Source organism: Micromonospora sediminimaris, assembly GCF_016863575.1.
Lineage (GTDB): Bacteria > Actinomycetota > Actinomycetes > Mycobacteriales > Micromonosporaceae > Micromonospora > Micromonospora sediminimaris.
This window is the reverse complement of record NZ_BOPD01000035.1, coordinates 35,403-48,962: the sequence shown is the minus strand read 5'-3', so window position 1 is coordinate 48,962 and position 13,560 is coordinate 35,403. Positions and strand designations below refer to the sequence as shown.

The window sequence follows — 13,560 nt, the reverse complement described above, 5'->3', positions numbered from 1 at the left end:
TGGTCCTCGTAGATGTCGTCAGAGCGGTCGGCCGGGGGCTGGGCGCTGCGCTGCGCCCGGCGCGCTCCGGGCCATGGCCGTCAGGTGCCGCCTGGAGCACCTACCCGCGATCGTAGGGGGCGGGCCGCCCGGCGCGCCCCGGAGCGCGGGGTGAGTGCCCTCACAAACCGGACGTGACGTGCGTGTTAACGATCGTTTACCACGTGGAGAAAGCACGGCACCCGGCCCCGGCGTCGGGGAGAACGCCGGGGTCGGGTGCCGTTGGGGAAAGCGCTCAGGCGGTCTCGGTGATCGGCCGGTCCACCCAGCTCATCATGCCGCGCAGCTTCGCGCCGGTCTCCTCGATCGGGTGCGCCGCGCCCTCGCTGCGCCACTTGTTGTAGTTGGGCCGCCCGGCCTCGTCCTCGGCCACCCACTCGCGGGCGAACTCGCCGTTCTGGATCTCACCGAGGATCTTGCGCATCTCCTCCTTGACCCGGCCGTCGATGACCCGCGGCCCACGGGAGAGGTCGCCGTACTCGGCGGTGTCGGAGACGCTGTAACGCATCCGGGCGATGCCGCCCTCGTACATCAGGTCCACGATCAGCTTCAGCTCGTGCAGGCACTCGAAGTAGGCCACCTCGGGCGCGTAACCGGCCTCGGTGAGCACCTCGAAACCGGTCTGCACCAGTGCCGCCGCACCGCCGCAGAGCACCGCCTGCTCGCCGAAGAGGTCGGTCTCGGTCTCCTCGGTGAAGGTGGTCTTGATCGCGCCGGCCCGGGTGCCGCCGATGCCCTTCGCGTACGACAGGGCCAGCGCGAACGCGCTGCCGCTGCCGTCCTGCTCGACGGCGACCAGGCAGGGCACGCCCTTGCCATCGACGTACTGCCGGCGGACCAGGTGACCGGGGCCCTTCGGGGCGACCATCGCCACGTCCACCCCGGCCGGCGGCTTGATCAGCCCGTACCGGATGTTGAACCCGTGGCCGAAGAACAGCGCCTTGCCCGCGCTGAGGTTCGGCGCGATCGACTCGGCGTAGATGTGACGCTGCGCGGTGTCCGGCGCGAGGACCATGATCACGTCGGCCTCGGCCGCCGCCTCGGCCGGGGTGAGCACCCGCAGCCCCTGCTCCTCGGCCTTCGGCCGGCTCTTCGAGCCCGCCGGCAGACCGATCACCACGTCGACACCGGAGTCGCGCAGCGACAACGCGTGGGCGTGGCCCTGGCTGCCGTACCCGATCACGGCGACCTTCTTCGCCTGGATCAGGCCCAGGTCGGCGTCGTCGTCGTAGTACACCTCAACGCTCATGACTTCCCTTTCGTACGGCGGCCGCAGCGGCCCGTCGTGGCTGGTGGCCGGCCCGGGCAAGCGGACCGGGCCGAGGTGGGGTCAGGCGGCCCGCAGGGCCGGGCCGGCGGTGATCGCGCGCGAGCCGCGCCCGATCGCCACCAGGCCCGACTGGACCATCTCCTTGATGCCGAAGGGCTCAAGGTCGCGCAGCAGCGCGTCGAGCTTGTCCGGGGTGCCGGTCGCCTCGACCGTGAGGGTGTCGGCGGCCACGTCGACCACCCGGGCCCGGAACAGGTTTACCGTCTCCAGGACCTGGCCTCGGGCGTTGCGGTCCGCACGTACCTTCACCAGCAGCAGCTCGCGGGCCACCGAGGTGCCCGGGTCCAGTTCGACGATCTTGAGTACGTTGACCAGCTTGTTGAGCTGCTTGGTGACCTGTTCCAACGGCGAGGACTCCGCGTTGACCACGATGGTGATCCGCGAGACGTCCGGGTTCTCGGTCTCGCCGACCGCGAGACTGTCGATGTTGAACCCGCGCCGGGAGAACAGCCCGGAGACCCGGGCCAGCACGCCTGGCTTGTTCTCCACCAGGACGGAGAGGGTGTGAATGGTCACGGCTGTGCCTTCCTTGTCATGTCCTCATGGCCCTCGCTGCGCTCGGTGCAATCGGCCATGACCTAGATATCGTCCTCGTCGAAGGCCGGGCGGACGCCGCGGGCGAACATGATCTCGTCGTTGCTGGTGCCGGCCGGGACCATGGGCCAGACCATGGCGTCCTTGCCGACCACGAAGTCGATGACCACCGGCGCGTCGTTGATGGACATGGCCATCTCGATGGTCCGGTCCACCTCCTCGGCGGTCTCGCAGCGCAGCCCGACGCAGCCGAGCGCCTCGGCCAGCTTGACGAAGTCCGGAATGCGGTGCTTGTGGGTGCCCAGCTCCGTGTTGGAGTAGCGCTCGTTGTAGAACAGCGTCTGCCACTGCCGGACCATGCCGAGGTTGCCGTTGTTGATGACGGCGATCTTGACCGGGATGCCCTCCAGGGCGCAGGTGGCCAACTCCTGGTTGGTCATCTGGAAACAGCCGTCGCCGTCGATCGCCCAGACCACCGTGTCCGGCCGGCCCACCTTGGCCCCCATCGCCGCCGGCACCGCGTAGCCCATGGTGCCGAGGCCGCCGGAGTTGAGCCAGGTCTGCGGCTTCTCGTACGAGATGAACTGGGAGGCCCACATCTGGTGCTGGCCCACACCGGCAACGTAGATCGTGTCCGGACCGGCGATCTCACCCAGTCGCTTGATCACGTACTGCGGGGAGAGGGTGCCGTCCGACGGCTCCTCGTAGCCCAGCGGGTAGCGCTCGCGCAGGTCGTCCAACTGCGTCCACCAGTCGGCGATGTCGGTGGTACGCCCCGCCGCGCGTTCGGCGGTGACCGCCGCGACCAGCTCGTCGATGACGTGCCGGGCGTCGCCGACGATCGGCACGTCCGCGTGCCGGTTCTTGCCGATCTCCGCCGGATCGATGTCGGCGTGCACGATCGTGGCGTCCGGCGCGAAGGAGTCCAGCTTTCCGGTGACCCGGTCGTCGAACCGGGCGCCCAGCGCCACGATCAGGTCGGCCTTCTGCAGCCCGTAGACCGCGGCGACGGTGCCGTGCATGCCGGGCATGCCCAGGTGCTGCCGGTGCGAGTCGGGGAACGCGCCGAGCGCCATCAGCGTGGTGATCACCGGGATCCCGGTCAGCTCGGCCAGCCGGCGCAGCCCCTCGGTGGCGCCGGCCTTGAGCACGCCGCCGCCGACGTAGAGCACCGGTCGGCGGGCGGCACCGATCAGCCGTGCCGCCTCGCGGATCTGCTTGCCGTGCGGGTGCAGCGTCGGCCGGTAACCGGGCAGGTCCAGGGTGGGCGGCCAGGCGAAGGTGGTCGGCGCCTGAAGGATGTCCTTGGGGATGTCCACCAGGACCGGCCCGGGACGCCCGGTCGAGGCCAGGTGGAACGCCTCGGCCAGCACCCGGGGAATCTCGCTGGCCTCCTGCACCAGGAAGTTGTGCTTGGTGATCGGCAGCGTGATGCCCTGGATGTCCGCCTCCTGGAAGGCGTCCGTGCCGATCGACGGGCGGGCCACCTGGCCGGTGATCGCCACCAGCGGCACCGAGTCCATGTACGCGTCGGCGATCGGGGTGACCAGGTTCGTCGCGCCCGGACCGGAGGTGGCGATGCACACCCCGACCCGGCCGGTGGCCTGGGCGTACCCGGTGGCGGCGTGGCCGGCGCCCTGCTCGTGCCGGACCAGGATGTGCCGCACGGTCGAGTCGTAGAGCGGGTCGTACGCCGGCAGGATCGCGCCGCCCGGGATACCGAAGACGACGTCTACGCCGAGTGCCTCCAGGGAGCGCACAAGTGAGCCGGCACCGGACACCTGGGCCGGGGCGGGACGCGCCACAGGGACGGCCGGCGAGGCGGCGCGGGTCTGGTCGGCGTCACCCGACGCCTCGGCGGCGGTGCGGGCGCGCCGGGCGGAATGGGCGAGCGTCTCGGGCGTGGGTCTCGTCATGGCGGTTGGCCTTCGGCTGGAGTGGGTGGGGCTGCTCACACTGTGGAACGCGGGCGGGGCCAGCGTTCGATTGGTTCGACGGCAAGAAAAAGGCCCACGTGCCAGATGCACGGGGCCAGCGCACTCTCAGTCAGGGAGAGTGCGCTCAGGTAAGTACTCGCAGCGACCGGTACGACGACATGGGCTCAAGCCTGACGCATCTCACGCGATGAGTCAACTGATCCCACATTTTGGTTCACGGACGTCGGCGCGTCGCCGGCTGGCACGCCGATCGGACCGGGCACGACCTGCCCGGAGACGCTCTCACCCCGCCTCGGCGCGGGCGGCCCGACGGGTCGCGGAAGTGGGGCGCCCGCCGTGGGACGGGCCGGACGGGCACCGGGCGACGTGGCCGCGTCCAGCATCGCCTCCAGGTGTTCGGCCGGTACGCCCCAGCCGAACAGCGCGCCCTGGCCGAACCGGCAGCCGGCGGCCACCACGGCGGCCATCTCGGTGGGCGTGGTCACCCCCTCGGCGATCACCTCAAGGCCGAACTGGTGGCCCAACCGCATCACGATGTCCACCATCGGGGCGAAGGCCGGGCCGTCACGCCCTTCCGGCTGGACGGGCTCGTGCTCGGCCACCAGCCCATGATCGATCTTGAGGATGTCGATCGGAAGTCGGCGGAGCTGGTTGAGCGAGGAGTAGCCGGCACCGAAGTCGTCCAGGGCGATCCGCACGCCGGTCAGCCGCAGCGCGGTCAGCCGCCGGATCAGCTCGTCGAGGTCGGTGGCGACCGCGTGCTCGGTGATCTCCAGCACCAGCCGCTGCGGCGGCACGTGATGGGCGCGCAGCGCTTCGGCGACCTGCACCACGTACTCGGGGGCGTGCAGCTCACGCGGGGAGACGTTCACCGACACCCAGACGTCGTGGCCCTCGGCCAGCCAGCGGGACAGCTGATAGCAGGCCTGATGCAGCACCCAGGCGCCCAGCTTGGCGATCATCCCGCTCTCCTCGGCGAGCGGGATGAACTCGTCCGGCCGGACGTTGCCCAGCTCAGGGTGACGCCACCGCAGCAGCGCCTCCGCGCCGACCGGGCGTACCGACGGCAGGGAGGCCACCGGCTGGAAAACCAGCCGCAACTCGTCGCGCTCGATCGCGCCGCGCAGCTCATGCTCCAGCGTCGTGCGCCGGCGCAGCAGCCGGTCGTACGCGCCGTCGTAGCGCTCGATCCGGTTCTTGCCACGTTGCTTGGCGTAGCGCAGCGCCAGATCCGCGTGCCGTAGCAGCAGCTCGACGTCGGGCTCGTCGGCCCAGCCGGCCAGGCCGATGCTGACCGAGAGGAAGACGGGCGCCTCGGGCTGCTCGTAGGCGCCACCGAGAACCCGCAACAGCCGCTCCGCGACCACCCCCGCCCCGGCCGGGCCTCCGCGCATGAGCACCGCGAACTCGTCACCACCGAGCCGGGCCGCGAGATCACCGGGGCGCAGATTGCCGCGCAGCCGCTGGCCCACCTCGGCCAGGACCGCGTCGCCGACGTCGTGGCCCCGCATGTCGTTGACGTTCTTGAAGCCGTCCAGGTCCAACCCGAGCAGTACGCACGGCACCCGCTCCTCGGCGCACCGGTGCAGGGCCCGCAGCAGGCCACGACGGTTGGCCAGGCCGGTGAGCGCGTCGGTGTGCGCGAGCTGCCGGAAGTGCGCCTCCCGGTCGGCCAGCCGGCGGGCGTAGGCCCGCACGTCGTGCAGGGTGAGGTACTGCCGGGCGACCAGGGCGAAGCCCTCGACGCTGCCGGCCGCGATGGCCAACCCGTCGAACCGGCCGTCCTGCAGGAGGTGGTACATCGCCGAGGCGGCCAGGGCGCCCATCGGCACGAAGGCGTACTCGCCGTCGTGGCGGATCACGTCGATGGCGAGTTGGCCCGGCGGATCGATGCGGTAGGCCGCCACCGCGGCGACCAGCAGCCCCACCGCGAGCACCACCGCACCGGCCAGCGCCAGTGCCGGCCCGGCCTGGCAGAGCCCGGCCGCGACACCCAACCCACCCACCGACGCGGCGGTGATGCCGGTGCCCAGCACAGCCAGGCAGCGTCGGGGCGCGGGCGCCCGGAGCACCATGATCGCGGAGAGGCCGGCGCTCAACGCCGCGCTGACCGAGGCGAGCAGAATCGACGGGCAGGCGGTCGGCGTCGCGTCGCCGAGCAGCCGGGTCGGCTCGGAGAACAGCACCCAGCCGACGAACCACAGCGCGGTGCCCACGATCACGCCGTCCAGCGCGAGCCGGGCCGCCGAGGGCACCGAGCCGGTCACCCCGGGCAGGCGGAGCAGGCCGAAGCAGAACAGCAGGCCGCCGGTGGCCGTGCCGAGCGCCACCAGGGTGGCCCAGGTGGTGCGCTGGTGCTGCTCGTGTGCCCAGTGCTCGCTCATGGTCACCGCGACGGCTGCCCCGACCAGCATGGTCACCACCGCGAACGCGCCACCGACGGCCAGCACCGCGTACGCCGGTCGGTGCGGCGCGGCCCGGCGGCGGACGGCGGCGGCGAGCAGCACGCCGGCCGTCAGGGCGATCAGCGCGCTCAGCACCGCAGCGCCGATCATGGCCGGGGGTGTGTGCACGACCTCAACTCTGCCGGATCGATGCCAGCTGTGGGGATCGGGTGTGCATCTGTTGGGACACGGCGCGACGCCGGTGTCCGGGCCGCGCCGGCGGTGTCAGACTGGTACACATGCCTGAGCTGCGGTCGAAGACCTCCACGCACGGTCGGACGATGGCCGGCGCCCGGGCCCTCTGGCGGGCCACCGGGATGACCGACGACGATTTCGGCAAGCCGATCGTCGCCATCGCGAACAGTTTCACCCAGTTCGTGCCGGGCCACGTACACCTCAAGGACATGGGCGGCCTGGTCGCCGACGCGGTGGCCGAAGCCGGCGGGGTGGGCCGGGAGTTCAACACCATCGCGGTCGACGACGGCATCGCCATGGGCCACGGCGGCATGCTCTACTCCCTGCCCAGCCGGGAGTTGATCGCCGACGCGGTCGAGTACATGGTCAACGCACACTGCGCGGACGCTCTGGTCTGCATCTCCAACTGCGACAAGATCACCCCGGGCATGCTGCTGGCCGCGCTGCGGCTGAACATCCCCACCGTGTTCGTCTCCGGCGGCCCGATGGAGGCCGGTAAGACGGTGGCGATCGAGGGGATCGTGCACAGCAAGATCGACCTGATCGACGCGATGATCGCCTCCTCGAACGAGGCCGTCACCGACGAGCAGCTCGGCGAGATCGAGCGGTCCGCCTGCCCCACCTGCGGCTCCTGCTCCGGCATGTTCACCGCGAACTCGATGAACTGTCTCACCGAGGCGATCGGGCTGGCGCTGCCGGGCAACGGCTCGACGCTGGCCACCCATGCCGCCCGCCGGTCGCTCTTCGTCGAGGCCGGCCGCACCGCCGTGGAGATCGCCAAGCGGTGGTACGACGGCGACGACGCCTCGGTGCTGCCCCGCGAGGTCGCCTCCCGGGCCGCGTTCGAGAACGCCGTAGCGCTGGACGTGGCGATGGGTGGGTCGACGAACACGATCCTGCACCTGCTGGCCGCCGCCCGCGAGGCCGAGCTGGACTTCTCCGTGGCGGACATCGACGCCATCTCCCGCCGGGTGCCGTGCCTGGCGAAGGTCGCTCCTAACTCGCCGCAGTACCACATGGAGGACGTGCACCGCGCCGGTGGCATCCCGGCCATCCTCGGCGAACTCGACCGCGCCGGCCTGCTGCGCCGGGACGTGCACGCGGTGCACTCCTCCACGCTTGAGGGCTGGCTGGCTGACTGGGACGTGCGCGGCGGCACCGCCAGGCCCGAGGCGATCGAGCTGTTCCACGCCGCACCGGGCGGGGTGCGCACCACCGAGCCGTTCTCCACCACCAACCGCTGGTCGTCGCTGGACACCGACGCGGCCGGCGGCTGCATCCGGGACCGGGAGCACGCGTACACCGCCGACGGCGGGCTGGCCATCCTCTACGGCAACCTCGCGCCGGAGGGCTGTGTGGTGAAGACCGCCGGGGTGCCCGAGGAGTGCCTGACCTTCCGTGGCCCGGCAAAGGTCTACGAGTCGCAGGACGACGCGGTGACCGCCATCCTGGCCAAGGAGATCGTCGCCGGGGACGTCGTGGTGATCCGCTACGAGGGGCCGAAGGGTGGTCCCGGCATGCAGGAGATGCTCTACCCCACCTCGTTCCTCAAGGGACGGGGGCTGGGCCGGGCCTGCGCGCTGCTGACCGACGGCCGGTTCTCCGGCGGCACCTCCGGGCTCTCCATCGGGCACGCCTCCCCCGAGGCCGCCTCCGGCGGGTTGATCGCGTTGGTCGAGCCGGGCGACGAGATCGTCATCGACATCCCGGCCCGCTCGATCGAGCTGAACGTGCCGGCCGACGTGCTGGACGCCCGCCGGGTCGCCCAGGAGAAGCGGGACCGCCCGTACACCCCGGTCGACCGGCAGCGTCCGGTGTCGGCGGCGCTGCGCGCGTACGCCTCGATGGCCACCTCCGCCAGCGACGGCGCCTACCGTCGCGTCCCGGAGTGACCGGCCGGATGGCCCGGCCGCCGGCGCCGGGCCATCCGGGCACGCGTAACCGCCCCGGCTCGGGTAGCGTGGGGGCAGCGTCGCGTGCCGGTGGCAGGCCGTGTCAGGCATGGAGGCGCCGGATACGAAGGACCACGACGATGACACAGTCGGTGCCTTCGCCCTCCTGTGACTGAGGGCGAGAAGACCAGGCTCGTCGCCTGGAGCCACGAGCTTCGCAGCGTGCACGATCGGCTGCGCGAAGCCCTGCGCCTGACCCGCAACGCACTCGCCGGTGGCGAGGCGGCCGGACCAGCCACCCGTGACCTGCTGCTGTTCTGTCACGGCTTCTGTGCCGCCCTGACCGGGCACCACGAGGGCGAGGACCGCGAACTGTTCCCGGCGATCGCCGCCGCCCATCCGGAGCTGCGCGACACCCTGCGGTACCTGAAACAGGACCACTCGATGATCGCGCATCTGCTCGCGGGTCTACAGGCCGCCGTGGACCGGGCCGCCTCCCCGGCCGAACTCGACCGCCACGTCGAGGGCATCGCCGCCATCATGGAAAGCCACTTCCGCTACGAGGAACGCCAGCTACTGACGGTCCTCGACACGCTCGCCCTGGACGCCGACCCGCACGACGTCCTCGGTCCACTGTGAACTGAGGGAGACGGCTCCCGTGGGAGGCGGCGGATCGTCGATCGCGGTTCACCCTGGCGTCATGCCGCTCCCGGTAGCGTGGCGATCGTTGATCGTGGATCGGGAGGGTGTCGATGGGTGCGAAGCGGAAGGTCAGCGCCGCGATCACGGCGGCGCTGCTCGCCACGACGGCGGCGGTCGTGGTGCCGTCGCCGGCCAGTGCGGGTAGGGGGCAACCGGGCACGCTGCGGGTGGCGACCTTCAACGCCTCGCTGAACCGGGGCGCCGCCGGCGGGCTGGTCGCCGACCTGTCCGGGCGGAACGACGCGCAGGCCGGCAACGTCGCCGAGGTGATCCAGCGGGTACGCCCGGACGTGCTGCTGATCAACGAGTTCGACTACGACCCGCAGGGGCGGGCGTTGGCGTTGTTCCAGGACAACTACCTCTCCGTGCCGCGCAACGGCACCCGGGCGATCCGCTACCCGTACCGTTACGCGGCCCCGTCGAACACCGGTGTCCCCTCCGGACACGATCTCAACAACGACGGGACCGTCGGTGGGCCCGACGACGCCTACGGTTTCGGGCTCTTCCCCGGCCAGTACGGCATGGCGGTCTACTCGGCGTACCCGATCGACCTGGCCCGAGTGCGCACCTTCCAGACGTTCCGCTGGCGGGACATGCCCGGCGCGTTGCTGCCCGACGACCCGGCCACCCCCGCGCCCGCAGACTGGTACTCACCGGCCGAGTTGGCCGACGTGCGGCTGTCCTCCAAGAGTCACTGGGACGTGCCGGTCAGGCTGCCCGGCCGTACCGTGCACCTGCTGGCCAGCCACCCCACGCCGCCGGTCTTCGACGGGCCGGAGGACCGCAACGGCCGCCGCAACCACGACGAGATCCGCTTCTGGGCCGACTATGTCTCGCCGTGGCGGGCCGGCTACATCTACGACGACACCGGGCGACGCGGCGGGTTGGGGCCGGGGGCGGCCTTCGTGATCGCCGGGGACCTCAACTCCGACCCGTACGACGGTGACAGCCTGCCCGGCGCGGCGCAGCAGCTGCTCGACCACCCCCGGATCAACGACCGGGTCGTGCCGGCCAGCGCGGGCGGCACCGCGGCGGCACGGCGGCAGGGCGGCGCCAACCTCGACCACCGCAGCGACCCGCGTTTCGACACCGCCGACTTCGCCGACACCAGCCCTGGCAACCTGCGGGTCGACTACCTGCTACCGAGCCGGGGCCTGCCGGTCCGCGCCACCGGAATCTTCTGGCCGGTGCCGGGTGACCCGCTGTTCCGGCTGGTCGGCGACTACGACCCGGCCCTGCCTGGTGGCTTCCCCACCTCCGACCACCGGCTGGTCTGGCTCGACCTGCGGCGCTGAGGTGTCGCCTGCCCCGGCGTCGGTGACCGGCGCCGGGGCCAGACAGAGCTGCTTCCAGGACTTCAGCAGTGCTCGGCCTTCCGGTCGAACATCTGCCCGATGCGGATCTGGTTGCCGAACGGGTCGCGGATGCCGAAGTCGATGCCGTACGGCCGTTCCATCGGCTCGTCGGTGATGTCGACCCCCTTCGCGACCAACTCCTCGTACGTCTTGTGGGCGTCGTCGGTGGTCATGAAGAGGAAGCCACCCGCGGCGCCCTTGGAGAGCAGCTCGCGGACCTGCTCGGCGGTGGCCGGGTCCAGGTTCGGCGGGCCCGGCTTCTCCAGCAGGATCTCCCGCTGCCGGTCGCCGGGAATGTTGACCGTGAGCCAACGCATGAAGCCGAGATCCTGATCCGTGTTCAACTCAAGGCCGAGCTTGCCGATGTAGAAGTCGAGCGCCTCGTCCTGGTCGAGGACGTAGATCTGGGAGCGGCTGATCGCGTTCATCGTCATGCCCGAAACGCTAGTGCAACGCTCTGACCTGCTGCTTATCCAAAACTGCTCGGTCTGGTCCACGCCTTCGTGAAGCAGCCCGGCACCGGCGCGACGGGCGCCGTCCGCCGCTTACGGTAGTCGGTGGGCGATTCACCGATGATTTGCCGGAAGGTACGGCTGAACGTGCCGAGACTGCCGAAACCGACAGCCGTGCAGATCTCCGTCACGTCCTGACCGGTGTGCAACAGCAGGTACATGGCCCGCTCCACCCGACGCCGTTGCAGGTAGCGGTGCGGGGTCTCACCGAAGGTGGCCCGGAAGGTGCGGATGAAGTGCGCCTCGGAGACGTGCGCGATCCGCGCCAGGGTGGGGATGTCCAGCGGTTGAGCGTACGCCCGGTCCATGGCGTCCCGGGCGCGCAACATCGCCCGATTCGTCTCCTCGACCGCCCTGCTCACCCGCCACCTCCCCGCCCGCCGCGCCCCGGCCGGTCGCTCCCTTTCATCTTCTCACCGCTCACTGATGTCCAGGTCGGGGACGGTGGCAACCACAACTACACCGTCGTCGTCGTGGAGGTGCAGGGTGCAGCCGGCACGGATGAAGCGGACGGTCAGGGTCTGCCCGACGTGCCGGGCGGCCAACCGCAGCAGCGCCGGCACCGGGTCGGCGATCAGGTCGTTCGGCGCGGCGGCGGGCGCCTGGATCGGCACCGCCAGGTCGGTCGGCACGGCGTCGGCGACGGCGTAGTGCGTGACCTGCGTACCGAGGCCGGGGTGACCCTCGACGCCGTCACCGAGGCCCTGGAATGCAGCCGGCAGAAGGATCCCCGCCAGATCCTGCACGGTTTGGGAGACAACCGATTGGCGCGGCGACAGCCAGGTGATCGGTGAGGCCACCGCCATCGCGGTCAACGAGCGCTTCGCCGCTGGCCACTCTCCCGCCGACGATGCTTGTTCGTCGCCGAGACGCGATCGCATGAGTTCATTGCCGATGTGGCACGAACCGCAGCTGACCACCTGTAGTCACCGGGCTGCGAGCTGCATTCATCTCCGATAGTGTCCGTCCGGCCACGTAATGGTGATCCGGGTCCACAATCAGCAGACGGGGGGCGGCATGGCCAGTATCGAAGAGGTCAAGGCGGCACTGATGCAGGCAGCCGAGCAGGGCAACGTGACGATCAACCAGATCCGCGCCGCCGCCGAGAACACCGAGCAGATGCTGGCCCGGCTACGTGCCGTCGCCGCCGGCACCGGCCATCCGGCGATCGCCGAGGCCATTGCCCGCGGTGAGCAGAGCAAGCAGCGCCTGGCCGAGGCTGTGACCCTCGTGCAGGGCAGCTCGGAGGCTGCCCGCCGCTACGTCGGCATCCTCGGCTGATCACCGACCACCACCATGAGTGTCGGCGAGGTCAAGGCGGCCCTGCGCGCCGCCATCGAAGCCGCGCGCCAGGGACGACGGGTGTTCGATAAGGCCGTCTCCGAGGCCGAAGCGGCAACCCGAACGGCGAACGCTGTGCTGAGCGACAGCCAACACCAGCACGTGACCGACACCCATCAGGCACTCGCCGCTGCCAAGGCAGAGGTCGAACCGACTCGCCGCCGCTTCGACCACACCGCCGAACACGCGAGCGACTACCTAACTCGACTCGGATGAGCGGCAGCATCGCCGAGCTGGTCGCGCAGCTTCTCGCCGTACGCGGAAAGCTTGATGCCGCAGTTGTCACCGCGCTGCGCGCCCGGACGGACGCTGAGGTGGCTTTGGCGCGGCTGGCCGAGGTTCAGCGGGGAAGCAACGACAATCGATTACGCGCCGCCGTCACGGACGCCGAGGTGGCCCGGGACAAAGCCGGCCGGTACGCCCGCCTGCTGTCTGAGGCTGCCCGCAACATCACCGCGTACGTCAACACGATCGCCCCCGGGGCGGCGCCCACCCAACCAGATGATGCTGCTTCCCCGTCCGGCGAGCGTGTGGTGACCGAAGCTGAGCGACGTGGGCGGCGTGCCGACATCGCCTGGCGCAAGCAGGTCCAGAAGGCCGACGACACCGAGGACAGCCTGAAGAACGCCGAGGCCAGCGCCCGAGAAGTGTTCAAGTTCTTCAAGCAACATGGCGACGGCCAAGGCGGAACCACGAGTGGGACGACGAGCCCTGGGCCTGCGCCGGGACAGGATCGACCACATGTCGACAACCCGGTGACCGCTGCGGTGATGGCGGCCGGCGCGTTGGCGGTGACCGTGAAGGCGATATGGAACCATGGCAAAGCCCGACGAGCGAGGAAGCGGGACAACAATGATCAAGCCTGAACTGCCCGAGTACATCCGCACGATGGTTCGCGGCGACTACGCCGCTAACGACGCGGTTGAGGCCAAGCTTGACGCCGAAGGCTGGGACGGCCTTCCGCGCTACCTCGCGGCGGTCTTCTTCCTCGCCGTTGACCGCCGCTTCGGCGACACCGCCAGCCGCGCCGAGGCCATCGCCTTCGTCGGTGAGTTACGCGCCGGGCTCGCCAACGGTGGTCCCGAGATCAGCGCCGAGGCCGCCGAGCAGCTCATCATGTCCATCATCGACCCGGCGCTCGACTACTCGATGAGCCAGGAGATGATCGGCCGCATCCAGGCGGCCACCGTGCAGAAGATCCTCACCGAGGAGAACCTGTCGGACGACGAGTTGGACGCCCTCCTCGCGGAGGCCGTCAACCTGGCCGCCCGCCCCTGAG

At 70.6% G+C, this 13,560-nt stretch carries 14 protein-coding genes; 7 read left to right on the top strand and 7 right to left on the bottom strand.

Annotation, left to right across the window (positions count from 1 at the left end; genetic code table 11):
- Window positions 1–274: 274 nt before the first annotated feature.
- From ilvC to Vse01_RS24325, 4 genes are all read right to left on the bottom strand, one after another.
- Window positions 275–1,288: a ketol-acid reductoisomerase gene (gene ilvC / locus Vse01_RS24340; protein WP_093401759.1), complete on the bottom strand. Its 1,014-nt coding sequence runs from the start codon at window positions 1,286–1,288 to the stop codon at window positions 275–277.
- Between the two features lie 81 nt (window positions 1,289–1,369).
- Window positions 1,370–1,885, bottom strand: a complete 516-nt coding sequence (ilvN, locus tag Vse01_RS24335) for an acetolactate synthase small subunit (RefSeq protein WP_093401760.1) — start codon at window positions 1,883–1,885, stop codon at window positions 1,370–1,372.
- A 62-nt stretch (window positions 1,886–1,947) separates the two neighbouring features.
- On the bottom strand, window positions 1,948–3,819 hold the full coding sequence (locus Vse01_RS24330) for an acetolactate synthase large subunit (RefSeq protein ID WP_093401761.1): 1,872 nt from the start codon (window positions 3,817–3,819) through the stop codon (window positions 1,948–1,950).
- A gap of 185 nt (window positions 3,820–4,004) precedes the next feature.
- The gene (locus tag Vse01_RS24325) at window positions 4,005–6,413 is read right to left on the bottom strand and encodes a putative bifunctional diguanylate cyclase/phosphodiesterase (RefSeq protein ID WP_093401762.1); all 2,409 of its coding nucleotides are present in this window, start codon (window positions 6,411–6,413) and stop codon (window positions 4,005–4,007) included.
- A 110-nt stretch (window positions 6,414–6,523) separates the two neighbouring features.
- Here Vse01_RS24325 and ilvD point away from each other — a divergent pair, with 110 nt between their 5' ends.
- The 3 genes from ilvD to Vse01_RS24310 all read left to right on the top strand — a co-directional run bounded on the left by ilvD (window position 6,524) and on the right by Vse01_RS24310 (window position 10,368).
- The gene (gene ilvD, locus Vse01_RS24320; protein WP_093401763.1) at window positions 6,524–8,371 is read left to right on the top strand and encodes a dihydroxy-acid dehydratase; all 1,848 of its coding nucleotides are present in this window, start codon (window positions 6,524–6,526) and stop codon (window positions 8,369–8,371) included.
- A gap of 168 nt (window positions 8,372–8,539) precedes the next feature.
- A complete protein-coding gene (locus Vse01_RS24315; protein ID WP_093401764.1) occupies window positions 8,540–9,010 on the top strand; it encodes a hemerythrin domain-containing protein in 471 nt (156 codons plus the stop codon).
- A 113-nt stretch (window positions 9,011–9,123) separates the two neighbouring features.
- Window positions 9,124–10,368 carry an endonuclease/exonuclease/phosphatase family protein gene (locus tag Vse01_RS24310; RefSeq protein WP_093401765.1) on the top strand — a complete coding sequence of 415 codons (1,245 nt, stop codon included), beginning with the start codon at window positions 9,124–9,126 and terminating at the stop codon, window positions 10,366–10,368.
- A 62-nt stretch (window positions 10,369–10,430) separates the two neighbouring features.
- On the opposite strand, the gene Vse01_RS24305 is transcribed toward Vse01_RS24310, so the two are convergent.
- The 3 genes from Vse01_RS24305 to Vse01_RS24295 are packed head-to-tail and all read right to left on the bottom strand — an operon-like array spanning window position 10,431 to window position 11,821.
- Window positions 10,431–10,862: a VOC family protein gene (locus tag Vse01_RS24305; protein ID WP_093401766.1), complete on the bottom strand. Its 432-nt coding sequence runs from the start codon at window positions 10,860–10,862 to the stop codon at window positions 10,431–10,433.
- 35 nt (window positions 10,863–10,897) lie between these two features.
- The gene (locus tag Vse01_RS24300) at window positions 10,898–11,302 is read right to left on the bottom strand and encodes a helix-turn-helix domain-containing protein (protein ID WP_093401767.1); all 405 of its coding nucleotides are present in this window, start codon (window positions 11,300–11,302) and stop codon (window positions 10,898–10,900) included.
- Between the two features lie 51 nt (window positions 11,303–11,353).
- Entirely contained in the window at window positions 11,354–11,821 is a 468-nt protein-coding gene (locus Vse01_RS24295) for a hypothetical protein (protein WP_170863286.1), read from the bottom strand.
- 136 nt (window positions 11,822–11,957) lie between these two features.
- Between Vse01_RS24295 and Vse01_RS24290 the strand changes: the two genes are divergently transcribed.
- Genes Vse01_RS24290 through Vse01_RS24275 form a run of 4 tightly spaced genes read left to right on the top strand, consistent with a single transcriptional unit; the run spans window position 11,958 to window position 13,559 of the window.
- Window positions 11,958–12,221 (top strand): hypothetical protein, encoded by a 264-nt coding sequence (locus Vse01_RS24290; protein ID WP_093402034.1) that lies wholly within the window; start codon window positions 11,958–11,960, stop codon window positions 12,219–12,221.
- 15 nt (window positions 12,222–12,236) lie between these two features.
- A complete protein-coding gene (locus tag Vse01_RS24285; RefSeq protein ID WP_093401769.1) occupies window positions 12,237–12,497 on the top strand; it encodes a hypothetical protein in 261 nt (86 codons plus the stop codon).
- Entirely contained in the window at window positions 12,494–13,147 is a 654-nt protein-coding gene (locus Vse01_RS24280; protein ID WP_093401770.1) for a hypothetical protein, read from the top strand. Before Vse01_RS24285 ends, Vse01_RS24280 begins: the two co-directional genes overlap by 4 nt.
- Entirely contained in the window at window positions 13,134–13,559 is a 426-nt protein-coding gene (locus tag Vse01_RS24275) for a hypothetical protein (RefSeq protein ID WP_093401771.1), read from the top strand. Before Vse01_RS24280 ends, Vse01_RS24275 begins: the two co-directional genes overlap by 14 nt.
- The last annotated feature ends 1 nt before the right edge of the window (window position 13,560 follow it).

Bases quoted from the DNA above. Each gene is read 5' to 3' on its own strand.
- Vse01_RS24280 (WP_093401770.1), top strand. From the start codon at position 12,494: ATGAGCGGCAGCATCGCCGAGCTGGTCGCGCAGCTTCTCGCCGTACGC.
- Vse01_RS24275 (WP_093401771.1), top strand. From the start codon at position 13,134: ATGATCAAGCCTGAACTGCCCGAGTACATCCGCACGATGGTTCGCGGC.
- Vse01_RS24285 (WP_093401769.1), top strand. From the start codon at position 12,237: ATGAGTGTCGGCGAGGTCAAGGCGGCCCTGCGCGCCGCCATCGAAGCC.
- ilvD (WP_093401763.1), top strand. From the start codon at position 6,524: ATGCCTGAGCTGCGGTCGAAGACCTCCACGCACGGTCGGACGATGGCC.
- Vse01_RS24290 (WP_093402034.1), top strand. From the start codon at position 11,958: ATGGCCAGTATCGAAGAGGTCAAGGCGGCACTGATGCAGGCAGCCGAG.
- Vse01_RS24305 (WP_093401766.1), bottom strand. From the start codon at position 10,862: ATGACGATGAACGCGATCAGCCGCTCCCAGATCTACGTCCTCGACCAG.
- Vse01_RS24310 (WP_093401765.1), top strand. From the start codon at position 9,124: ATGGGTGCGAAGCGGAAGGTCAGCGCCGCGATCACGGCGGCGCTGCTC.
- ilvC (WP_093401759.1), bottom strand. From the start codon at position 1,288: ATGAGCGTTGAGGTGTACTACGACGACGACGCCGACCTGGGCCTGATC.
- Vse01_RS24295 (WP_170863286.1), bottom strand. From the start codon at position 11,821: ATGCGATCGCGTCTCGGCGACGAACAAGCATCGTCGGCGGGAGAGTGG.
- Vse01_RS24330 (WP_093401761.1), bottom strand. From the start codon at position 3,819: ATGACGAGACCCACGCCCGAGACGCTCGCCCATTCCGCCCGGCGCGCC.